We start from the raw sequence: 19,845 nt of genomic DNA, 5'->3' as shown, positions 1-19,845 counted from the left end.
ACTGCTCGACGATCCGGATGATCTCGAGCTTCTCGGATGCGGGATATCTCATTCTTCGTCTCCCCCATCCGCGATCATGCTTTTTTTGAGCAGCCGGTTCTCCAAAGTGAGATCGGCCACGCACTCCTTCAGATCGCGCGCTTCACGGCGCAGACCCTTCACCTCGTCCGTGGTCGCAGCACGCGCAGTGTCACCAGCCAGACGGCGCTTGCCGGCTTCCATGAACTCCTTGGACCAGGTGTAATACAGGCTCTGCGCAATCCCTTCGCGGCGGCACAGCTCGGCAATGGAGTCATCGCCGCGCAGGCCATCAAGGACGATCCTGATCTTGTCCTCGGCAGAGAAGTGCCGCCGAGTCTTGCGGCGGATATCCTTTACGACCTGCTCGGCAGGCAATTTGGACCTTGAGGATTTGGGCTTCATCTTCGTTCCTTCGTCACTACGACGAAGCCCAAATCCTCCTTAAATCACAACCTCTAATCTGTGCCATAGGTGCTGACGGGAGACAGTGCCGAAAGCACAGCCCGGCTGCCAGTCCAAACACCGCGCTGCACGCCGCGATATCATCCTTGGCCGCCAGATCGAACGACCGCCGGATCTTGGGGCCGTCACGCCTCAGTTGGTTCTGGATCATGTCCTTGGTGGTGAAAACGAACCGCTCGTTATCGGTGTCGATGTGGAGCGTCGCCAGCTTATCGGGACGCGGGAATTTCGATCTTGCGCCTTGGGTGTCGCGCTTGGATCGCTTGCTCATAGAAGCTCACCGCCTCCGTCTGACTTGTCGCCCTTCCCTGTGATAGTCAGCGCGTGATCGGGCAAGGGGCGCTGGAGCGCAGCAACTTCATCCCAGGGCGCATTGAGCCAGCTATCCCACTCGTCCTTTTCGGTCAGGATCACCGGCATGGCCTTGGGGTGATAGCGCCCCACTTCGGCATTCGCCTCTGTCGTCAGAAAACCGAACAGGTCGCAGCTTATCTCGCCTTCGGCCTTTTTTCGTACACAGGTCCAATGGGTCCAGATCCCCGCGAAGAATGCGAGCGGCCGATCCTCGTTCAGCGCGAACCAGACTGGCTTGCGGTCGCCGCCGGGTGACTGGTCCGGCTCGCTGAAAGAGGTGAACGGCACCAGACAGCGTGATTGGGGTCCGAGCCAGCGGCGCCAGTGCGGACTCTTCGTGTTACGGATGTTCGTCACGCCCTTGTCGACCGATTTGCCTTCGAGCGCGAAGGCCGGAGATGGCATACCCCAACGCGCCATTGCCATTTCCCGGCCACCTTCCTGGTTGCGGACAATGGGCGCCGGGTAATCAGGATAGATCCCGGCCATCTCCGGCAGGTTGCCCGTGTGGTCGGCCATGACCTCGGCGAGTTCGCGAATCGCCGCCTGACCTTTGACCAGAGAATAGAGGTTGCACATCTCCGGCATCATGCCGCCGTTTCCGTACAGGGCAATCGATACTCCTGGCGTGGTTTGGCCGGGAAGGATTGCGGGGAAAGGCTTCCCCTGACCGCAAGCCCGACAGGCGGTCTTGCGCTACCCCTTCGAGCGGGGGCCAGCCGCCCCCGCAACGCCCCCGCAAGAGTGAGAGGAAAGCCGGGTTTTCGTGACGGGTTGAGCGTCGCGAGAGAGGCTCGGGACCGACCCGTCGCGGAGACATGCGATGGCACGCAAGTTCAAATCCCGGCCGGCAGGTCATGACCGGCCCACCCTCTATCAGGACATCACCGAGAAGATCATTGCCGAGCTGGAAGCCGGTCGCGTTCCCTGGGTCCAGCCTTGGGCATCGGCCAAGGCCCCGCTCCAGATGCCGCACAACGCGTCGAGCAACCGCTGCTATTCCGGGATCAATATTCTCATTCTGTGGCACGCGGTGGTCTCGCGGGGCTTTTCGAGCAACGCTTTCCTGACCTTCCGCCAGGCGCTCGAACTCGGTGGCAATGTCTGCAAGGGCGCGACCGGCACCACCGTCGTTTACGCCCATCGCTTCACCCCCGGCAACGAACGGCGCCAGGCTGCCGAGGAAGGCCGCACTCCAGGCACGATACCGTTCCTGAAACGCTTCACGGTGTTCAACCTGGACCAGTGCGAAGGCCTGCCTGACGCCTATACCGCCGAGATCCCGCGACCCGATCCCGATCAGATCCTTCCCGAAGCGGAAGCTCTGATCACAGCGACGGGTGCGGATTTCCGTATTGGCGGAGATCAGGCTTATTATGACGTGGCGAACGACCGGGTCTGCGTCCCACCTCCCTCGCGCTACTTCGATCCAATCAATTGGAATCGAACGGCTTTTCACGAACTCGGTCACTGGACGGGCAGCCGGGGTCGCCTCGACCGGGATCAGAGCGGCCGCTTCGGTTCGGAGACATATGGACGCGAGGAACTGGTCGCGGAGATGGCTGGCGCCTTCGTCTGCGCTGCCCTCGGCATCGAACCCACTGTCCGCCATTCCGACTATATCGGCGCTTGGCTCGACATCATGCGGGCGGATGATCGCGCGATCGTTCGCGCCGCCAGCGCTGCGTCGAGGGCGGCCGACTATCTGCTCGCCTTCCGCGATGCCGCAGGAGCGGAGGCCCGCGGCGCTCTGATCGAACGGAGGGCGGCATAATCCTCCTGACCCCGGAGCTGCGCGCGCAGCTCATCGCCAATGCGGCCGACCCAAGCGCTGACCATCTGCCGGTCGCGAAATTCTTCAACCCCGTGGGCGCGGGCGTGTGGCTTGCGACCTTGCTCGAACCCGATGGCGATACCCTGCACGGCATCGCCGATCTCGACATGGATTGCGTCGACTATGGCACCTTCAGCCTTTCCGAATTGCAAGGTCTCGACGTCGGGCTCCAGCTTGGCGTCGAGCGCGACATCCTGTTCGAGACGACGGCGCCGATCTCGGTGTGGATCGATATCGCCGACATAGCCCGCGGCATCCGGGCGGCTGAGCGCATCATCGCTCGGCTAGAGCGGGAGGGCTGAGCGATGCGCTTTCGCAAATGGCCCAAGCCAACCGCCTATGAAGAAACGTCGCGCAAACGCGCGGCGTTTCTCACCAAACAGCGCCGCGAGCGCGAGGCGCTGCCGCTGTTCGCCGACATGGTCGCGGCTGGGCAACACAGCGTCGATGAGGAAATGGCCCGCCGCGCCGAATGGTGGCCGCGCCAGCAGCAGGACCGCCGGGATGAGCGCGCCGCCGTATGGCGCAAGGCGCGCGCTCGCCTGTTCGCCATTCCGGACGAACGCCGCCGCACGATCCGTGCGCTCTGGCGGGAATGTCCCTATCCGGCCGATCCCTATAGTTTCGCGGACTTCCTGCACCAGATCGAGGTGGGCAAGCTCGACATCACCCGGCCGGGCTGGCGTTTCCATGCCCGTGTCCAGCCCCGGGCCACGATAACCCCCAACACCTTCGAGGAAGCGTTCCGCCAGATCGGACGCCGCAAGGTCAATGCGGGCGGCGTGCCCAGCGACGCCGACACGCTGCTCTTTTGCGGCAATCTCGGCAAGGGCATCCTGTTCGTCGACCGGATTGTCGATCCGGGTGGGAAGCCAGGTATCACCTTCGATGTGCGCGGGGTCTGCTCCAGCGACGATCTCGCGCTGATCGAGCGGCTTGCTCGGGTCGCTGAGGAAACTGCGGTCACGGTGCGCCTGGTCGAGCGCGGGATCGCCCCGACCGAGGGTCGCGGTTGGCGCGCACCCCACCGGCTGCTGATCCTGTCCTGCTCGGCGACCAAGCGCCGGGACACAGGCTGGATCGATGCGATCGACCGCTACGATGGCCCGCTGTGGCAGACCGTGCGCGCGGTCAATCCCGACCGGATGCGGGTCAAGGTCGCGGTGCTCTCGGCCCGCTACGGCTTTCTCGATTCCCGCTCGCCTATCGAGGATTATGACGCCCGGCTGACCCCCGATCTCGCCCAGCGCATGATCGCGGGCGGAATGAATCGGCGCTGGCCGCGTCCGCCATCGGCGCGCATGCCCGATACCTATGGCGACTCGCCCGGTTGTCAGATCGCCTCGCTTTCCAACCACGGCACGCGGCCATTCACCGACGTCGCGCTCGCGGGCGGGCATCTCTACATCGCGGTGATGCGGGCCTTCCTCGACGGCTTCCGCGATCTGCGCTGCATCGCTCCGGACGCCCGTATCACCGAGATCAATGGCCCGATCGGCATCATGCGCCAGCAGATCCGGGGCTGGCTCGAGGAGAGCTGGCCGTGAACGGGCGGCCGCCCGGCGCGGGACATAATAACGGGCCGCCGCTCGACGACGATCCCCCTGCGACCATTCGGACGTGCCGCTGGTGCCGCCACTGGTCGCCGCCTTCGGAGCGGGAGGAGCGTGACTATGAATATTTCAGGCTCGGCCTCTCGCGCCGCCGCGTGAAGCGGCCGAGCGGCGCCTGCGACCGGGTGCTCACGGCGCCGGGCAAGCCGCTCGCCTTCTCGTCCACGGTCGCGGAGTTTTCCTGCCTCAACTTCGCGGCGAAGCCGTTGCCGCCCGTAGAGATACCCAGGCGCGGCGGCTTCGTCCGCATTTACGAGGGCGACGAGGTGGTCTGGCAGGGGGCCGAGGAAGACCTACCCGAAGACTATCGCTGAGGCCGCGCCGCGCTGGCGTCGCCCTTTCCCGATATCCCCATCGACAGGAGTTCGACATGGACATCACGCTTTGCCGGGGCATGGTCATCAATGCCCCCGAGTTTTTTGCCGACCCCGCCTTTCGGGCCTGGCTCGCCAACCGCCGGCCCAAGTTCACCTGGCACACCGGCGGCGAGGTTGACGAATATTCCGACGTTGTCGTGCTGGTCGATCCCGGCCTTAGTGGTGAGGGCAGCGATTCCGACATGCCCGATGCGATCTGGGACCGGATCGTCGCTGCGTGTCGCACGCATCTCGGTTCCGATCGCCACAACGGCAATCACTATGTGGTGCGGCTGACCAACCTCGACGCGTGAAATCCGCCGCCGAGATGCGCGAAAAGTTCATCGCCGCCGTCCGATCCCGCAAGGCCGGTCAGGTGACACGAACGCCTTTGTTCGCCGATGACATCACGGTCCTTCGCTGCCGCTGCCCTTCCACGGCTCTCCCAGCGTTTCCTCATACATTCGTGTTTCCGAATAGGGCCGGTTGGCGAGCGGCGATGCCCTGTCGAACCGGCCTCCAAGCCACAGATTATAGTCATCGCGGTCAAGGATGACGGGCATGGAACGTCCCTGTACGACGTCGTTTGCTTCCGCGAGCAGGCCGCAGAAGCGCTTTTCGTCGTCCACCTCGGCCCACACGCCGGCCCAGGCGAAAATCGGCCTGTCCTCGACACCGAACCACATGCGCTTGCGTGCGCCCGACTGGCCCGCCGGATAGGCGAACGAGTCCATGACGATCAGGCAGCGCCACGGGTTCTGAAATCTCGCCGTTTCCTCGACTTTCCTGCGATTGAACCACATCGCCGTCGAAACGGCGCGTCGGTTGCGCACCCCATCGAGAATTGTCCGCGGTATGCCCCATCGCATTGGCTCTGCGAAACGCTCCCTGTTTTTCCGATACACCACCAGGCCGGTGCGCTCTGGCCAGACTTCGGCCGACCAGGCGGCCCGAGCCGGAACGCGGGCATCGAAATGGTCTCGCACTTCGCTCAGCGCGGTCCGGCAGCGATAGAGCGTCGTCAAATCCTCTGCGTCCCCACGCCTCGTGGCTCCGTAAATCCGTCGATACGGATCGCAGGAGATCATGAAGTCCTCATGACCTCGGCGAAGGACCAAGCGCTCCTCCCACACATCGCCTGATCCATAGAGTGAGAGGGAGGCTCTGGTTTTCGTGACGGGTTGGAGGCTGGGAGAGAGTCTTCCGGCCGCCCGTCATGGAGACGTGTCATGGCGAAAGCCCCATCGAAGATCACCCTCAACCAGTCCCGGAACATTCCGTTCGACAGGCTGGTCCTGTCGCAATCGAACGTCCGCCGCGTGAAGCATGGCGTGACCATCGAGCATCTGGCCAATGATATCGAACGCCGCGGCCTGCTGACCGGCCTCAATGTCCGCCCTGTGCTCGACGAGGCTGGTGAAGACACCGGCATGTTCGAAATCCCCGCCGGCGGCCGCCGCTACAGCGCGCTGGCGATCCTCGTGAAGCGCAAGCGGCTCGCCAAGGACGCCCCGGTTCCGTGCGTGGTCAAGGCCGCGAATGATCCGGTCCTGGCTGAAGAGGATTCGCTCGCCGAAAACAGCGAACGCGAACCGCTCCACCCGCTCGACGAGTTCCGGGCGATGAAGACCCTGTTCGACAAGGGCGAGCAGGAGGAAGCGATCGCCGCCCATTTCCGCGTCACCCCCGCCGTCGTGCGCCAGCGCCTCAAGCTCGCATCGGTCTCGCCCACGCTGCATGAATGCTATGCCGAAGGCGACATGACCCTCGACCAGCTCATGGCGTTCACGGTCAGCGACGATCACCAGCGCCAGGAGGATTTGTGGGGGCAACTCGCGCACAGCAGCAACAAGTCGCCCTGGTTCATCAAGTCCAGGCTGCTGGAGGACAAGGTCGAGGTGACGGAGAAGCGCGTCCGCTTCATCGGGCTGGACGCCTATATCGCTGCGGGCGGCGCCGGTCCGATCCGCGACCTGTTCGAACCCGACGATGGCGGCTGGCTCTCCGATCCCGCGCTGCTCGATCGTTTGGTCGATGAGAAGCTGCGCGCGGAAGGCGACGCTGTCATGGCCGAAGGCTGGAAGTGGGTCGAGACGCTGGTCGATCTTCCCTATGGCTATGACGAGGACTGCCGCGCCATCGCCAGCCAGGTGCAGCCGCTGACCGAGGTGCAGGAAGCGCGGATCGTCGCCCTGCGGGCCGAGGCCGATGCGCTTGAGGCCGAGTGGGACGGCAAGCCCGATGTTCCGGAGGACGTGGAACTGCGTATCTCCGCCATCGACGCCGAGCTTGGCGTTCTCGCCCAGAGCAACCGGGTGTTCGATCCTGCCGAGATCGCCAATGCCGGCGTGTTCATTGGTCTGGAGGAAGACGGCACGCTCTATATCGACCGTGGCTATGTCCGCGCCGAGGATGAGCTGGAGGCTGACGATGCCGGCGAAGGTGGCGATGAAGCGTCCCATGCCGGATCGGATGATGCGTCCGATGAGATCGGCGGCGAAACGGCCGATCGCGAGTCCAGCAGGGCCCCGTCCAGGCCCGCTCCGAACGATGACGATGATGACGGTGAGGTCATCAAGCCGCTCCCGGACCGTCTCGTCGCCGAGCTGACCGCCGCCCGCACGCTGGCGCTTCAGGATGCCTTCGCGCAGTCGCCTTCGGTCGCGTTCGCCGCCGTGCTGCACGCCATGGTGCTGTCGGTCTTCTACATGGGCCGCACCGAAAGCTGCATGGAGCTGGCTGTCCACCGCGTCTCCATGCCGTTCCAGGGCGCGGACCTGCGTAACAGTCCATCGGCGGCATCCATCCAGGAACGGCACACCCGCTGGAAGGAGCGTCTCCCCCAATCCGACAAGGATGTGTGGGATGCGCTCCAGCAGCTCGACGGCGGCGAACAGGCCAGTCTGTTCGCCCATTGCGCAGCCTATTGTGTGAACGCGCAGTGGGAGCCGGTTCCCAAGCATGGCGGTGGCCGTGTCTCGGCGCACGGCGTCGCGCGCCGCATCGACCATGCCAATGTACTGGCCCGCGCCGTGGGTCTCGACATGATCGGCGCAGGCTGGCGCCCGACCTTCGACAACTACCTCAACCGGGTCGCGAAGCCGCGCATCCTTGAGGCGGTCGCCGAGGCGACGGGGCCGCAGACCGCCGGGCTGATCGACCATCTGAAGAAGGGCGACATGGCGCGCGAGGCCGAACGCTTGCTCGCCGATGCGAATTGGCTGCCCGAACCGCTTCGGACGCCTGTGATCGAGGAACCGCTGCCGCTGACGGATGAGGCTGACGCGCTGCCGGCGTTCCTCGATGAGGATGACAGCTACGCCGACCAGGAGGGCGACGACGAATACGCTATCGCCGCCTGAATGCTGGTGCGGGACGGGTCGACCAGTCGCTGCCCCGTCCCGCACCGACGTCTCACCTCAATCCCATTCTCAGCCCGGCCACGCGCCGGGCTTTTTTCATTTTCGGAGATAGACAATGAGCAATACGCCTTTTGTTCCCACGTTCGACATGACCGCCTTCCTGGCGCACCAGGCGGAATATGAGAAACGAGCGAGCGAGATTTTTCCCGCCAATAAGGCTGCTGTCCTGTCTGTTCTGGCAGGATCTGGCATCACCCTTGTCACCGTGCGGTTCGATGGCAGTGGGGACAGCGGCCAGATCGAGGAGATTGACGCGCGTTCTGGTGAAAGCAGTGCCGACCTGCCCGACACATCTGTCGAGATCGCCCGCTGTGAATTTCACGACGAGGAGGTCCGCCATGTAACGGTCCCGCTCCCGGATGCGATCGAGGCCATGTGTTACGACCTCCTCGAAAGCAAGCACGGCGGCTGGGAGAACAATGAAGGCGGCTATGGCGAGTTCACCTTTGACGTCGCCGCCGGGACTGTCCGTTTCGATTTCAATTATCGGATCGAACGGTCTGAAAACCATTATTACGAGCTGTAGGGAGGCGACGATGGGCCATTGCTATCATCACGCGCTCTCGTCCGTGCGGAAATGGGGCGGCTCGGCCGAGGATTATCTGCCGCTGCACCAGTGGTTCGACGAGTCCAAGGCGATCACCGCTGACTTCCGCCATCGTGCACTGCGCCACCATGCCGAGGGCATTTTCATGCTCGAACGCTTTTTCGGCGCGACCATCACGGTCTCAAGCGGGCGGGTCGTTCCCGTCCGGTTGATCGGCGAACAACATATCCTCGAAGACCTCGGCTTCATTCCGAGCTTCGCGGACTGGGTTCGCTGCATCCGGCCGCAACCCTGGATGGGCCGCGCGCAGCCGATCCACAAGCTGGTGGACCCTTTCGCGATCGAAAGTCCGCCAGCGTCCTGATTTGTACCCCATCACCTTTATCGAGAGCCCGGCCGCGCGCCGGGCTTTCGCGTTCTTGGAGACCCGATATGGCTGATTATTTCTGTTCCACGGTGGTTCAGCCCACCATTCCGCTGAGCGCGATGACGCCGCTCGAACGATTGATCCTCTCTGGCATCTTCAGCAGTGAAGTTGATGGAGGCGGCCTCTATTTCTACGCCGAACAGGGCGCCAATGACATGCCCGCCTATCCCGTCGACGAGGTCCGCGCCGCGCTCGCCTTGTCCGGAGACGTTGAAAGCGCGGCGGCCAACGCGGTCCGCGCGGAGCTTGCCGAACTCGGCGAAGACGACGCCTATCTTCAACTCGACCTCTCCGTGTCCGGTTGGGAGGTGTTTTTCCAGAGCATCGTCCGACGGACGCCCGCGCTCCCCTATGTATCGATCGTTTCGGCCTGGACCTGCACGAAAATGCGGCCAGACGGTTTCGGCGGCATGGCCGTGCTGATCACGGCCGACGACATCATGGCGCGCAGTACCGAGTCCATGCTCGATGAAATGCTTGGCATCGCAGAATATGGGCCGCTCGGCGTTGAGCCGGGTCTCGGCTCGCATGTCCTGCTCCGCCTCTGCGAGGAGCATGTCCGCGCGACCGTGGAAGTGGTCTTCGAGACGGAAGCGCCGGATGGTCTCCAGATCGCCGATGTGAGCAATGCCGATATCCGTCAGGCATCCCTCGATGTGAAGGCGGCCAGCGATCTCTCCCATGAAGAGGGAGAAGCCGCCTCCAAGGCCGCAACGCGAGCGATCTCGCTCGCCGCCAAGCGCAACCTCGCTGCCCGCTGAACGGTGCAGTCCGGCGGGTTGCTGCCGGCGAACATCGCCTGGGCGCTCTGCGCTCGGGTTTCCCCTCATAGAATGGAGATTGACCCGTGAAGATTTCCGACATCGAAAACGCCAGTCCGGAGGCGCTTGCGCCCTTGTTGCTCGCTACTCTTCAGCGCCTCGGCCAATTGGGCCGTAACGGCGCCGTCGCGCTTGCGCGTCTTGCCGAAAAGGATGACGCAGACGTGGAAGAAGCCGTGGAATGGCTGGCTGATATAGCCGCCGGGTCGCTGCGGGAGTGATCGGTCTGCCGTCGGCTCCGTCTCCGGGCCGGCGGCCAGAGTGAGAGGGTGGCGGGGAAGCGGGTGAGCCGGCCGGCTTGAGAGAGAGCGGTCGGCGGCTCGCTCCCTCGCTGCTCTCCCGGAGACCTCACATGACCGAAAGAACTGGCAACGCCTCTGTCGCGGGCGCGACGACCATCATTCTCGATGGCGACGCGGTTCACGCCATGGCGCCACTCGGGGCCGTCCTGCGCTACTTCGATGGTGCCCCGCAGCCGCCGGCCCGCCACACGCGCAAGCTGCGGGACTGGCAGACGCGCAACAGCACCGGGCGTCTCGTGGAGAAATCACCGTCGGCGGCTATTGGCGACAGGACCTGCTCGGCAAGCTTCGTGCTCCATGAGGGCACCTTCATGTCCGGAATCACGCCGGTCCTTGTCGTGCGTCGTCACTATATGGTCACGACGGACCTTCGCTTCGAAGTCGTCGAATTGCCGCAGCCGGGCATGGTGCGGGTTCTCACCCGTTGGAACGGCAAGGACGAGCTACGGCATCTTGCCGCCAATATGGCGGACGCCGAAAGCTGGGCGTCCCGGAACCGCTATTCCAATCTCGTCCTTCAGCTTGTCGAGGACGAACCCGTCGTCTCGACCATCAGGAGGGCGGCATGAGCCCGGCGCCTTCGGTCCCGGCCACCTATGGATGCACCGCCGACGGCGATCTCGCCGCGCTTGTCGACGACACCGCCTATGCCGCCATTCCCGGCCCCCGCGGACTCCGGATTGCGAACGCCTGGCGGCTCAGCAAGCCTATGAGCCAATGGCGGCGCGATGATTTCTATGGCGCAATCGCCGTTGTCGCGGATGCAGTAGGGTTTCATGACCATATCGCCGAACTGGTCCAGCACCGGGAGGAATTGCTGCGGTTCGAACGCAAGCGTGGCGATGGCAAGCTGTCGACGCCGTGGGGCCAATCTCAATCGAGTGAGATCTATGCCGATGGGGTGGTCTTCCATTCCACGGCGAGCCATGGCGGCTTCAAGCTCGATCGCGCGCGCAACGCGAGAATGCCCGCGGCCTTGCGGGTTGCCGGGGGCTGGTACGAGGAAGATGCAGAATGGGCGAAGGTCGCGACTGGCTTTCCCGATCTCTTCACGGCCTATGAACGGCGTCACGCTGAGAAGACCCTGCGCGACTATTACCCAAATTGTTGGGAGGCGATCCACGACCGTTTCCTGGCGCCCGGTGAATCCGTCGAGAATGATCGGCGGCTCTTTGGCGAGAAGCACCGGCACGATTGGGTGGTCGTATCGGCGATCCGTTCCAGGGAAAAACCTGGCATGACGGATTGCGTCGCCCGGCTCGGCGGGCGACGCAATCGGGGTCATGAACGGCGCTTCCTGGTTCCATCCGACGAGTATGTCGCCGGACGCTTCGGGTTCGTAATCGACGAGGCCCGGCACCTGGAAGTCTGATTTATCTGGGCGGCCCGTCATGGGGTCGCCCATTTTTTTGTCTGCCGTCCAGAGTTGGACCATATGGCAGGTTCCTACAGAAGCGACGTCACCGCGCCGAGCGCGGTCCCTCCTTCGGCCAAACGGCGATCCAGCGTGCAAAGCCTTGCACCTCGCTCCGCCGCGATCGCCAGATGCAGCGCGTCACCGGCACGCAGATTCAGCGAAAACTGATCGGAGAACAAAGCTGCGGTCCGGAAATTGGCGGAAGCCACCGGCACGATCGTCAGGCTTTCGCTGCAAAGCCGTTGAAACTGGCTCAGCACCTCGGCGCGTTGAGCCGCATCGAGCTGGCCTGTCCGCACCTTGATCGACAAGGCGGACGACATCTCCGTCACGACCCAATCGCTGATGATCAGTTCCTCCGGGTCTTGCCCGGCCAGCCATTCCTGAATCTCCGCCGTGCGGGCCTCGTTCGTCAGCGCCGCGATCAGCAAAGACGTATCGAGATACAGCATCAGTAACGATCACCATCGCGCATGGCGCGCGTGAACCTGTCGGCGCTTTCGCTTTGGACCGGCAGGGAATCGGTCAGTTGGCGCAGCCGGGTGGCATCGATCGCCTTGCGCGGCCGTTTGGCGGCCTCAAGGCGGGCCACAGGCTTCCCACGGCGCAGGATATCGATCGTGTCGCCAGCAGCAGCGCGATCGACCAGTTCGCTCAAATGGGCTTTGGCGTCCGCCAGATTGATTCCATCCATGACTCGCTCCTGACCATGTAGTTGGTCACTTATAGGTTTTTTCGGCGAGAACGGCAACGCCGCAGTCTGGGGGCTGGTGGATGCGGCAAGCATCCACACCGGGCCATCGGAGAGGAAGAGGAAGGCCGGGACGGGGTGAGCCTGGCGGTTTGAGAGAGAGGGTCCGCCGGCTTCGACCCTGACCTCTCCCGGAGATTCCCCCATGACCTTCAATCGCTCCACGGCGCTCGCCGCCGTGCCGACTGGCGCCGCGCGACATTTCGCCGACACCGCCGAGAAGCTGCTTGCCGCCGCGCAGCTCATCCTTCCCCACCTCGAAAGCGGCCGTCCCGTCGATGCGCCCGCGCTGCGCGGCGCGATGGAAACAGCGTTCGGCGGGTCCGACGCCGAAGGGATGTGGGACTGGAAATCGGCCTATGACGCCTGCGAGACCTCGCAGATCCTGTTTCTGCGTAAATACGCCAATACGATCTTCCGCAAACACGCCGATCCGCAGGCCCGGCTCGCGCTGATCGAGAAGATCGCGGGGCTGATGCCGACCCATACGCGCCGGTCAGAAACCTCCCAGGCGCTCCAGCAATTCTCGACACCCGCCGGCCTCGCCTATGTCGCCGGCGTCGCCGCTGGTTTCCAGCCGGGCGAGCGGATGCTCGAACCCTCGGCGGGCACCGGCCTGCTCGCGATCCAGGCCGAGATCGCAGGCGCGCGCCTGATGCTGAACGAGCTGGCCGAAACCCGCGCCGCACTGCTCGACCTGCTGTTTCCCGGCGCCGGCGTCACGACACATGACGCCGCGACCATCCATGACCGGCTCGATCCGGCGATGGCGCCCGATGTGGTGGTGATGAACCCACCATTCTCGGCAATCGCCCATATAGACAAGCGCATGAAGGATGCGGCGATGCGCCATATCGGATCGGCGCTCGATCGGCTCCGCCCCGGCGGTCGTCTCGTGGTCATTACCGGCGCTTCCTGCGCGCCTGACAATCCCGCCTTCACCGATGCGTTTGTCGCGCTCCAGGAGCGCGGGCGCGTGCTGTTCACGGCCGCGATCGACGGCGGCGTTTATCGCAAGCACGGCACCACCATCGACACACGCCTGACCGTGATCGATCGCGTGCCCGCCGAAGATCCGCGCCGCTTTCCCGATGCGCCGGGCGTTGCGCCCAATACGGTAACCCTGCTTGGCTGGGTGCTCGACCAGGTGCCGCCTCGCACGCCTACGCCCGATGCTCCGCCGCCGGTCACGCCGATCGCCATGCCCGCGATGACCGTCCGGCCAGCCCGCGCGACCGTCAAATCCCGGCCCGCTGTCATTGCCGCGCCGATCGAAGCGGTGGAGCTGGCATATGAGCCGAGCAGCCAAGCCGTGCCCGACGCCGGGCGGCTGACCGACGCGATCTATGAGCCCTATGCGCTCCAGTCGATCACCATTCCCGGCGCGCAGCCGCATCCGACCCCGCTGGTGCAGTCGGCGTCGATGGCCTCGGTGCCGCCGCCCGTCCCGAGCTACCGTCCGTTGCTTCCGTCCCATCTCGTGCGCGATGGCATCCTCTCCGACGCCCAGCTTGAATCCATCATTCTCGCCGGCGAAGCGCATTGCGAGCATCTCGCGGGTGCCTGGACGGTCGACAAGACATGGGACGTCATTTCCGCCGCACCGGACGATGCGGGGAATGCCGTGCGTTTCCGGCGCGGCTGGATGCTCGGCGACGGCACTGGCGCGGGCAAGGGCCGCCAGGTCGCGGGGATCATTCTCGACAACTGGCTGAAGGGCCGCCGCCGCGCGGTCTGGGTGAGTCGCTCCGAGACGCTCCACCAGGATGCGATGCGCGACTGGGAGGCGCTCAGCCAGGAACGCCTGCTGGTGACGCCGCTCTCGCGCTTCCGCCAGGGCTCCCCGATCACGCTCGACGAAGGCGTGTTGTTCACCACCTATGCGACGCTGCGCTCGCAGGATCGCGGCGAGAAGGTGAGCCGCGTCAGGCAGATCGTCGACTGGCTCGGCGCCGACTTCGATGGCGTCATCATATTCGACGAGTCTCATGCGATGGCTAATGCCGCAGGGGGGAAGAGCGATCGCGGCGATCAGGCGCCCTCGCAGCAGGGCCGCGCGGGTCTCCGGCTCCAGCACGCGCTGCCGAATGCGCGCATCGTCTATGTCTCGGCGACCGGCGCGACCACCGTGCAGAACCTCGCTTATGCCCAGCGGCTCGGGCTGTGGGGCGGCGAGGATTTCCCGTTCGCCACGCGCGGCGAGTTCATCGGCGCGGTCGAGAATGGCGGGGTCGCTGCAATGGAGGTGCTGGCGCGCGACCTAAAGGCGCTCGGCCTCTATTCGGCGCGGTCGCTCAGCTTCGACGGCGTCGAGTATGAGATGCTCGAGCACGCGCTGACACCGGCCCAGATCGCGATCTACGACGCCTATGCCGGGGCATTCCAGATCATCCATAACAATCTCGACGCCGCGATGCGGGCGGCGGGTAGCAACCTCAACAGCCAGGCGAAGTCGGCCGCGCGGAGCGCCTTTGAGTCAGCAAAACAGCGCTTCTTCAACCACCTCATTACCGCGATGCAGACCCCGGCGATGATTGCCAGCATCGAGCGCGACCTCGAAGCTGGCCATGCCGCCATCATCCAGATCGTCTCGACCGGCGAAGCCCTGCAGGAACGCCGTCTCGCTGACATCCCGACCGAGGAATGGGATGACGTCCGGGTGGACGTAACGCCTCGGGAATATGTTCTCTCGTACCTCGAACACAGCTTCCCGGTGCAGCTTTACGAGCCCTTCAGTGACAGCGAGGGCAATCTCTCGTCCCGGCCCGTCACCGACAAGGACGGCAATCCGGTCGAATCGCGCGAGGCCATCGAACGGCGCGACCGGATGATCGAGCGGCTCGCCTCTCTGGCGCCGGTCCCGGCCGCGCTCGACCAGGTGCTCCATCACTTCGGCACTGACATGGTCGCCGAGGTGACCGGCCGCTCGCGGCGCATCGTCAAGCGGCGCGGATCGGACGGGATCGACCGTTTCGTCGTCGAAAGCCGGCCGGGCTCCGCCAATATATCCGAGACCGACGCCTTCCAGAGCGACGCCAAGCGCATCCTGATCTTCAGTGACGCGGGTGGCACCGGGCGCAGCTATCATGCCGATCTCGGCGCGAAGAACCAGCGCCTGCGCGTCCATTATCTGCTCGAAGCGGGCTGGAAGGCCGACAATGCGATCCAGGGTTTCGGCCGGTCGAACCGCACGAACCAGAAGCAGCCGCCGCTGTTCCGCCCGGTGACGACCAATGTGAAGGCGCAGAAGCGGTTCATCTCGACCATCGCGCGGCGGCTCGATTCCCTCGGCGCCATCACGCGCGGCCAGCGCCAGACCGGCGGCCAGGGCCTGTTCCGGCCCGAGGATAATCTGGAATCCTGGTATGCGCGCGATGCGCTGCGCCAGCTCTACGGCCTGATCTTCAGCGGCAAGGTCGAGGGCTGCTCGCTCGCGGAGTTCGAAGCCGCGACCGGCCTGACGCTCGGTGATGAGGGCGGTCTTCGGGACGAACTGCCCCCGATCACCACCTTCCTCAACCGGATGCTGGCGCTCACCATCGACCTCCAGAACATCCTGTTCACCCGCTTCGAGGATCTGCTGAGCGGCCGCATCGAGGGCGCAATCGCGTCGGGCACATATGAGCTGGGACTGGAGACGCTCCAGGCCGAGAGCTTCAGGATCGTCGATCGCGCCACCATCTACACCCATCCGGGCACGAGAGCGGAGACGCGATTGCTGACCATCGAACGCAAGGACCGCAACCGGCCGGTGACGCTGGACGAAGCGTTCGACCATCTGCGCGATCGCCGCGCCAGGCTGCTGGTCAACGCGCAGTCGGGCCGCGCCGCCGTGCAGATTCCGACGCGCGGGCTGCAATTGGACGACGGGAGCGTGGAAGCGCGCATCCGGCTCGTCCGGCCGATGGAATCGACGCCGATGCCGCTTGCCGCCATGGCGGAAACCCAGTGGCGCGAGGCGAACCGAGGCGAGTTCGAGCGGGCGTGGCAGGCGGAGCTTGCCGATGTGCCGGAGTTTGCGACCAGCACCATGCACATCGTCGCCGGGCTTCTGCTGCCGATCTGGAAGCGACTGCCGCAGGAGTCCACCCGCGTCTATCGGCTCCAGACCGATGATGGCGAGCGGATCGTCGGGCGCCGCGTGTCGCCTGCCTGGGCGGCGACCGCCACCGCGAACGACAATGGCCCGGTGCTCGCAGCCGACGCCGCGTTCACGGCGCTGATGGATGGTCAGGCCATCCTCGAGCTGACGGAAGGGCTTCAGCTTCGCCGAGCGCGCGTGATGGGCGTGAACCGCATAGAACTGGACGGTTTTACCGACACGATGCGGGACCGGCTGAAGGCGATGGGGCTGATCTCGGAGATCATCTCCTGGAAGTTGCGGCTGTTCGTCCCGACCGGAAGCGATGGCCCGACCGTGCTCGCCCGGCTGCTGGAACGGTATCCGCTTCAGCGGGTCGGCGAGCGCCATGCGGCGTGACGGAGGAATGGGAGATGAAGAACTCCGCCACCGACATCGCGCAGCGTCTCGCCGACAATGCCGAGAGCGTCTGTCGCCGTTATCTGTCGAAAGGACATCGCGAAGGCCGCTACTGGCTGGTGGGCGATGCCCGCAACACGCCCGGTCGCAGTCTCTATGTCCGCCTGGTCGCCTCTCCTGACGGAGGGGCGGCCGGGAAATGGACCGATGCGGCGACCGGCGACCATGGTGATCTGCTCGACATCATCACCATCGCGGGAGGCCATGCGCGGCTGCGCGACACGCTGGAAGAGGCCCGGCGCTTCCTCAGCCTGCCGCAGCCATCGCCTCGGCATGAGGGCGCCGGATCGCGGCGGGAACCCAAAGCGCCGTCCGGCACGCCGGAGGCGGCGCAGCGTCTGGCCGCAGCGTCGCTCCCCGTTCACAGCACCCTCGTCACGGACTATCTCGCAGGGCGAAGCATCGCACCGCTGCAAGCCGGCGATCCGCTCCGCTTCCATCCGCGCTGCTACTATCGGCCATCCCGGAAAGATCGTCCCGGCACGCGCCGGGCCTGGCCGGCGATGATCGCGCTGGTCACCGATCTGGCCGGTGCAATCACGGGCGTGCATCGCACCTGGCTCGATCCCACGACGATCGATAAAGCGCCGGTCGCCTATCCACGCCGCGCCATGGGTCATCTCCTGGGCCATGGGGTTCGCTTCGGTGCGGCCGGTCGGGTGATGATCGCCGGCGAAGGCATCGAGACGATCCTGTCGCTTCGCACGATCATGCCGACCTTGCCGGCAATCGCCGGATTGTCGGGCGCCCACCTTGCAGCCATCCGGTTCCCGCCGGATCTTCGGCGCCTCTATATCGCCCGCGACGAGGATTCCACCGGAGCCGCCGCCGAAAGCCTGCTGACCCGCAGGGCTGTCGAGGCCGGGATCGAGGTTATCCCGCTGGCGCCGATGCTGGACGATTTCAACTCGGACCTGCACGGCCTGGGGGCGGATCGGCTGCGGGCGCATCTGGCCCCTCAACTGCGGGACGAAGATGCCGAGCATCACCTTCTCCTGTCCGGCTGAAGGCCGGGAAGCGGGAGTTCGGCATTGTCGTCACCGGCGAAGCTGTGTCGCACCATAGGCGCCATTTTCGCTGAAGAGGCCGCCCCCACGCCTTCATAGAGGGCGACAGGAGCAGCAGGCGTCCAGCGAGCACAACGGACGACGGGGCTATTTTCCGCCGCGGCCGCGAGCGGCCGCTTTGCATCGCGAAGCAAAATAGCCCCGTCTGTCCGTCCTCCGCTTTGCTTCGGCCGCCATCGCGCGCCCGAAAGGGGCGCGCGCACGCTTGGCGCTTGGCGGTGTGCGCGCTGCCCGGCCCGCTGCCTTCCGTCGCCATGAAGGCCGCGAAGGTCGCGGCTCCCAGACGAAGGCGACACCCCATGAACGACAGCAACGACATTCCCGCTGACGAACCCGAACACGCCGAATCCCAGACGGCCTATCTGCTCCAGGAGATGCAGCTCTATGGCTACCGCCCCTTCGAGGATGAGCCGGATCAGCGGCCGCTACCCGAAACCCGCCTCGTCGACGGCGCAGTGGCCGATATGTTCGATGGCATCGTTTCGGCCCTGATTGACACGCGCATCGAACCCGACCTCGAGGATATCCTCTGGGGACTGGTCAACGTCTTTCACAACGGCATCCAGCGGGTCGAACGCGAACTGGACGACAATGAGGTCGCGCAGAAGCGGATGCAGCGCGAACAGGACGGCTCGGAGGTCAAGTCGGTCGAGCTGGAGCGGACGATCGCCGAAGGCGTGACGATGATCGAGCGCCGTGACACCTTCGAATATCTGCGCGACGCCGCCGCCGACCAGTACCGCACCTTCACCAAGAAGCCCTGGCTTCCCCGGTCCGGCTCGAAGGTCAATCGCAAGGCGCTGACCTCGGCGGTCATTGCCAGCAAGGACTTCATCAACGACCGCAAATGGTCCGACAAGCAGGTGCTTATGCCGAAAGGCGTCCGTATCGCGGTCTCATCCGGTCCGGCGTTCAACGATACGCGGCTGATCTGGTCGACGCTCGACAAGATCCGGGCCAGGTTCCCCGACATGGTTCTGATCCATGGCGCTACCGAAAGCGGCGGCGAGCATATCTCGGTCCTCTGGGCCGACCAACGCGGCGTGCCGAGCGTCCCCATCAAGCCCGACTGGAAACTCGGCAAGGCCGCGCCGTTCAAGCGTAATGACGAGATGCTGGCCGCCATGCCCAAGGGGCTGGTGGTGTTTCCGGGCACCGGCATCCAGTCGAACATCCGTGACAAGGCCAAAACGCTCGGCATCAAGGTCTGGGATTTCCGTCATCTGGGCGGCGCGTAAGCGCCGCCCATCGGCCACGTTCGACAGCAATCCGTGTCAACCAATCATTGACACGGACTTTCGTGTCGCCTATCTGTTGACACGTGGAAATTGATAGCATCAGGCACAAGGCGCTGCGACGACTGGTCGAAAAAGGCAGCGCCAGGGGCGTGATCGAGGCGGAACGCGTCATTGATATGATCGCCTTCCTGGTTTCGTCATCCAGCCTGGATGAACTCTCTGTTCCACCAAACTTCGGTTTCCATCCCCTGACAGGGGACCGCAAAGGCAGCTACGCCATGACGGTGACGAAGAATTGGCGGCTGACATTTACGATGGTGGACGACTCCACGATCGCGGATCTTGATTTGGAGGATTATCACTGATGGCTATCAAAGTTCATCCTTCGATCCATGTTCATCCCGGCCCCTGGCTCAAGCGCCAGATGGTCGAGCCGCATGGTATCAATGTGAAGGAGCTGGCGCAGCACTTCGGTGTCTCGCGGCAGAATCTGAGTAATGTCCTGAACGGGCACACCGGCCTGACTGCCGATATGGCGATCCGCTTCGAGAAGGCATTTGGCCTGAAAGCCGATACGCTCATGCGGATGCAGGGCGCCTATGATCTCGCCCAGGCACGGGGCCATGAGGACGAGATCAAGGTGTCAGCATTATCGAAGGCGGCTTGAAACGCG

The 19,845-nt window shown here is 64.6% G+C and carries 22 protein-coding genes and 1 pseudogene; 17 read left to right on the top strand and 6 right to left on the bottom strand.

Annotated elements, in window-relative coordinates:
• The 3 genes and pseudogenes from D2V17_RS08955 to D2V17_RS08945 all read right to left on the bottom strand — a co-directional run.
• A pseudogene (locus D2V17_RS08955) lies at positions 1-423 on the bottom strand (transposase); the annotation flags it as partial.
• 16 nt (positions 424-439) lie between these two features.
• On the bottom strand, positions 440-754 hold the full coding sequence (locus tag D2V17_RS21310; protein WP_039577814.1) for a hypothetical protein: 315 nt from the start codon (positions 752-754) through the stop codon (positions 440-442).
• A complete protein-coding gene (locus D2V17_RS08945) occupies positions 751-1,428 on the bottom strand; it encodes an SOS response-associated peptidase (RefSeq protein ID WP_228383707.1) in 678 nt (225 codons plus the stop codon). The genes D2V17_RS21310 and D2V17_RS08945 overlap by 4 nt, the downstream gene beginning before the upstream one ends.
• Before the next feature lie 232 nt (positions 1,429-1,660).
• Between D2V17_RS08945 and D2V17_RS08940 the strand changes: the two genes are divergently transcribed.
• Genes D2V17_RS08940 through D2V17_RS08920 form a run of 5 tightly spaced genes read left to right on the top strand, consistent with a single transcriptional unit; the run spans position 1,661 to position 4,954 of the window.
• Positions 1,661-2,611, top strand: coding sequence for an ArdC family protein (locus D2V17_RS08940; protein WP_089217541.1), 951 nt, complete (start codon positions 1,661-1,663; stop codon positions 2,609-2,611).
• On the top strand, positions 2,608-2,973 hold the full coding sequence (locus tag D2V17_RS08935) for a DUF2958 domain-containing protein (protein ID WP_039577824.1): 366 nt from the start codon (positions 2,608-2,610) through the stop codon (positions 2,971-2,973). Before D2V17_RS08940 ends, D2V17_RS08935 begins: the two co-directional genes overlap by 4 nt.
• 3 nt (positions 2,974-2,976) lie before the next feature.
• On the top strand, positions 2,977-4,218 hold the full coding sequence (locus D2V17_RS08930; RefSeq protein WP_039577828.1) for a hypothetical protein: 1,242 nt from the start codon (positions 2,977-2,979) through the stop codon (positions 4,216-4,218).
• Positions 4,215-4,598 (top strand): hypothetical protein, encoded by a 384-nt coding sequence (locus D2V17_RS08925; RefSeq protein ID WP_039577830.1) that lies wholly within the window; start codon positions 4,215-4,217, stop codon positions 4,596-4,598. The genes D2V17_RS08930 and D2V17_RS08925 overlap by 4 nt, the downstream gene beginning before the upstream one ends.
• 56 nt (positions 4,599-4,654) lie before the next feature.
• Positions 4,655-4,954 carry a hypothetical protein gene (locus D2V17_RS08920; protein WP_039577833.1) on the top strand — a complete coding sequence of 100 codons (300 nt, stop codon included), beginning with the start codon at positions 4,655-4,657 and terminating at the stop codon, positions 4,952-4,954.
• Between the two features lie 93 nt (positions 4,955-5,047).
• Here D2V17_RS08920 and D2V17_RS08915 read toward each other — a convergent pair whose 3' ends face one another.
• Entirely contained in the window at positions 5,048-5,728 is a 681-nt protein-coding gene (locus tag D2V17_RS08915) for an SOS response-associated peptidase family protein (RefSeq protein WP_081997450.1), read from the bottom strand.
• 141 nt (positions 5,729-5,869) lie between these two features.
• On the opposite strand from D2V17_RS08915, the gene D2V17_RS08910 reads away from it, so the two are divergent.
• The 7 genes from D2V17_RS08910 to D2V17_RS08880 all read left to right on the top strand — a co-directional run bounded on the left by D2V17_RS08910 (position 5,870) and on the right by D2V17_RS08880 (position 11,531).
• Positions 5,870-8,002: a ParB N-terminal domain-containing protein gene (locus tag D2V17_RS08910; RefSeq protein WP_039577836.1), complete on the top strand. Its 2,133-nt coding sequence runs from the start codon at positions 5,870-5,872 to the stop codon at positions 8,000-8,002.
• Between the two features lie 115 nt (positions 8,003-8,117).
• Positions 8,118-8,588, top strand: a complete 471-nt coding sequence (locus D2V17_RS08905; RefSeq protein ID WP_039577839.1) for a DUF6878 family protein — start codon at positions 8,118-8,120, stop codon at positions 8,586-8,588.
• A gap of 10 nt (positions 8,589-8,598) precedes the next feature.
• Entirely contained in the window at positions 8,599-8,973 is a 375-nt protein-coding gene (locus tag D2V17_RS08900) for a DUF6915 family protein (RefSeq protein WP_039577842.1), read from the top strand.
• 68 nt (positions 8,974-9,041) lie between these two features.
• A complete protein-coding gene (locus D2V17_RS08895; RefSeq protein WP_039577844.1) occupies positions 9,042-9,797 on the top strand; it encodes a hypothetical protein in 756 nt (251 codons plus the stop codon).
• A gap of 86 nt (positions 9,798-9,883) precedes the next feature.
• Complete coding sequence (locus tag D2V17_RS08890; protein WP_039577847.1) at positions 9,884-10,078, top strand: hypothetical protein; 195 nt, start codon at positions 9,884-9,886, stop codon at positions 10,076-10,078.
• Between the two features lie 131 nt (positions 10,079-10,209).
• Positions 10,210-10,728, top strand: a complete 519-nt coding sequence (locus D2V17_RS08885) for a hypothetical protein (protein ID WP_052208607.1) — start codon at positions 10,210-10,212, stop codon at positions 10,726-10,728.
• Positions 10,725-11,531, top strand: a complete 807-nt coding sequence (locus D2V17_RS08880; RefSeq protein WP_039577850.1) for a DUF7007 domain-containing protein — start codon at positions 10,725-10,727, stop codon at positions 11,529-11,531. Before D2V17_RS08885 ends, D2V17_RS08880 begins: the two co-directional genes overlap by 4 nt.
• 74 nt (positions 11,532-11,605) lie before the next feature.
• On the opposite strand, the gene D2V17_RS08875 is transcribed toward D2V17_RS08880, so the two are convergent.
• Positions 11,606-12,028 carry a type II toxin-antitoxin system VapC family toxin gene (locus D2V17_RS08875; RefSeq protein WP_039577852.1) on the bottom strand — a complete coding sequence of 141 codons (423 nt, stop codon included), beginning with the start codon at positions 12,026-12,028 and terminating at the stop codon, positions 11,606-11,608.
• Positions 12,028-12,270: a type II toxin-antitoxin system Phd/YefM family antitoxin gene (locus tag D2V17_RS08870; protein WP_039577855.1), complete on the bottom strand. Its 243-nt coding sequence runs from the start codon at positions 12,268-12,270 to the stop codon at positions 12,028-12,030. The genes D2V17_RS08875 and D2V17_RS08870 overlap by 1 nt, the downstream gene beginning before the upstream one ends.
• Positions 12,271-12,472: 202 nt before the next feature.
• Between D2V17_RS08870 and D2V17_RS08865 the strand changes: the two genes are divergently transcribed.
• The 5 genes from D2V17_RS08865 (at position 12,473) to D2V17_RS08845 (ending at position 19,839) form a co-directional block, all read left to right on the top strand.
• The gene (locus D2V17_RS08865; protein WP_039577857.1) at positions 12,473-16,807 is read left to right on the top strand and encodes a strawberry notch-like NTP hydrolase domain-containing protein; all 4,335 of its coding nucleotides are present in this window, start codon (positions 12,473-12,475) and stop codon (positions 16,805-16,807) included.
• Between the two features lie 14 nt (positions 16,808-16,821).
• A complete protein-coding gene (locus D2V17_RS08860; RefSeq protein ID WP_039577859.1) occupies positions 16,822-17,874 on the top strand; it encodes a DUF7146 domain-containing protein in 1,053 nt (350 codons plus the stop codon).
• Between the two features lie 359 nt (positions 17,875-18,233).
• Positions 18,234-19,172 carry a DUF2493 domain-containing protein gene (locus tag D2V17_RS08855; protein ID WP_039577860.1) on the top strand — a complete coding sequence of 313 codons (939 nt, stop codon included), beginning with the start codon at positions 18,234-18,236 and terminating at the stop codon, positions 19,170-19,172.
• 83 nt (positions 19,173-19,255) lie between these two features.
• Complete coding sequence (locus D2V17_RS08850) at positions 19,256-19,537, top strand: type II toxin-antitoxin system RelE/ParE family toxin (protein ID WP_039577863.1); 282 nt, start codon at positions 19,256-19,258, stop codon at positions 19,535-19,537.
• Positions 19,537-19,839 carry a HigA family addiction module antitoxin gene (locus D2V17_RS08845; RefSeq protein ID WP_039577865.1) on the top strand — a complete coding sequence of 101 codons (303 nt, stop codon included), beginning with the start codon at positions 19,537-19,539 and terminating at the stop codon, positions 19,837-19,839. Before D2V17_RS08850 ends, D2V17_RS08845 begins: the two co-directional genes overlap by 1 nt.
• Positions 19,840-19,845 lie beyond the last annotated feature (6 nt).

Source organism: Aurantiacibacter xanthus (assembly GCF_003584015.1).
GTDB lineage: Bacteria > Pseudomonadota > Alphaproteobacteria > Sphingomonadales > Sphingomonadaceae > Alteraurantiacibacter > Alteraurantiacibacter xanthus.
Note: the sequence above shows the minus strand (reverse complement) of the source record. Positions and strands in the feature narration are given on the sequence as shown.

Coding starts and splice junctions, on each gene's coding strand:
- D2V17_RS21310 (WP_039577814.1), bottom strand. CDS start 754: ATGAGCAAGCGATCCAAGCGCGACACCCAAGGCGCAAGATCGAAATTC.
- D2V17_RS08945 (WP_228383707.1), bottom strand. CDS start 1,428: ATGATGCCGGAGATGTGCAACCTCTATTCTCTGGTCAAAGGTCAGGCG.
- D2V17_RS08940 (WP_089217541.1), top strand. CDS start 1,661: ATGGCACGCAAGTTCAAATCCCGGCCGGCAGGTCATGACCGGCCCACC.
- D2V17_RS08930 (WP_039577828.1), top strand. CDS start 2,977: ATGCGCTTTCGCAAATGGCCCAAGCCAACCGCCTATGAAGAAACGTCG.
- D2V17_RS08920 (WP_039577833.1), top strand. CDS start 4,655: ATGGACATCACGCTTTGCCGGGGCATGGTCATCAATGCCCCCGAGTTT.
- D2V17_RS08915 (WP_081997450.1), bottom strand. CDS start 5,728: ATGATCTCCTGCGATCCGTATCGACGGATTTACGGAGCCACGAGGCGT.
- D2V17_RS08910 (WP_039577836.1), top strand. CDS start 5,870: ATGGCGAAAGCCCCATCGAAGATCACCCTCAACCAGTCCCGGAACATT.
- D2V17_RS08905 (WP_039577839.1), top strand. CDS start 8,118: ATGAGCAATACGCCTTTTGTTCCCACGTTCGACATGACCGCCTTCCTG.
- D2V17_RS08900 (WP_039577842.1), top strand. CDS start 8,599: ATGGGCCATTGCTATCATCACGCGCTCTCGTCCGTGCGGAAATGGGGC.
- D2V17_RS08895 (WP_039577844.1), top strand. CDS start 9,042: ATGGCTGATTATTTCTGTTCCACGGTGGTTCAGCCCACCATTCCGCTG.
- D2V17_RS08885 (WP_052208607.1), top strand. CDS start 10,210: ATGACCGAAAGAACTGGCAACGCCTCTGTCGCGGGCGCGACGACCATC.
- D2V17_RS08880 (WP_039577850.1), top strand. CDS start 10,725: ATGAGCCCGGCGCCTTCGGTCCCGGCCACCTATGGATGCACCGCCGAC.
- D2V17_RS08875 (WP_039577852.1), bottom strand. CDS start 12,028: ATGCTGTATCTCGATACGTCTTTGCTGATCGCGGCGCTGACGAACGAG.
- D2V17_RS08870 (WP_039577855.1), bottom strand. CDS start 12,270: ATGGATGGAATCAATCTGGCGGACGCCAAAGCCCATTTGAGCGAACTG.
- D2V17_RS08865 (WP_039577857.1), top strand. CDS start 12,473: ATGACCTTCAATCGCTCCACGGCGCTCGCCGCCGTGCCGACTGGCGCC.
- D2V17_RS08860 (WP_039577859.1), top strand. CDS start 16,822: ATGAAGAACTCCGCCACCGACATCGCGCAGCGTCTCGCCGACAATGCC.
- D2V17_RS08855 (WP_039577860.1), top strand. CDS start 18,234: ATGAACGACAGCAACGACATTCCCGCTGACGAACCCGAACACGCCGAA.
- D2V17_RS08845 (WP_039577865.1), top strand. CDS start 19,537: ATGGCTATCAAAGTTCATCCTTCGATCCATGTTCATCCCGGCCCCTGG.